The sequence below is a fragment of the Streptomyces sp. PA03-1a genome (genome assembly GCF_033792805.1).
Taxonomy (GTDB): Bacteria; Actinomycetota; Actinomycetes; order Streptomycetales; family Streptomycetaceae; genus Actinacidiphila.
The window spans coordinates 1-723 of record NZ_JARAVO010000505.1 but is presented as its reverse complement, the minus strand read 5'-3'; the positions used below and the strand labels follow the sequence as shown (position 1 = coordinate 723).

Genomic DNA, 723 nt, shown 5'->3' with positions numbered 1-723 from the left:
ACGGTCTGGCGGGCCGAGGACGAGCTGCTGGGCCGTGCGGTGGCGGTCAAGCGCCTCCACCAGCCCCAGCCGCACCTGCAGGACGACGAGCTGGAGACGTTGTTCGAGCGGACCCGGCGGGAGGCGCGCAGTGCGGCGCGGATCAGTCATCCCAATGTCGTGGTGGTGCACGACGTGGTGGACGACGAGGGTCTGCCGACGATCGTGATGGAGTACGTGCCGTCGACGACCTTGGGCGATCTGCTGAAGGAGCGGGGTCCGGTGGCGCCGGGGGAGGCGGCCCGGATCGGCCGGGGGATGGTGGCGGCGTTGCGTGCGGCGCATGCGGCGGGGGTGCTGCACCGGGATGTGAAGCCGGGCAACGTGTTGTTGTCGGCGTCGGGGCGGGTGGTGCTGACGGACTTCGGGATCGCGCAGGCTTCGGGGACGTCGACGCTGACGCGGACGGGTGAGCTGATCGGTTCGATCGACTTCCTGGCTCCGGAGCGGCTGACCGGTGGTGCTCCGGGTCCTGAGGCGGATCTGTGGGCGTTGGGGGCGACGTTGTTCCAGGCGGTGGAGGGGCGTTCGCCGTTCCGCCGGGACACGGCGATCGAGACGGCGTACGCGATCGCCACCGATGAGGTGCCGGTGGCGGGCCGGGCGGGGCCGTTGGCGCCGGTCATCGCGGGGTTGCTGGTGCGGGAGCCGGAGCGGCGTCTGTCGGCGGCGGAGGCCGAGCGG

1 protein-coding gene is annotated in these 723 nt (G+C 72.3%); it reads left to right on the top strand.

Annotation, left to right across the window (positions count from 1 at the left end; genetic code table 11):
* On the top strand, positions 1–723 hold a 723-nt coding region (locus PV341_RS45200), incomplete at both ends, for a serine/threonine-protein kinase (protein WP_500361074.1).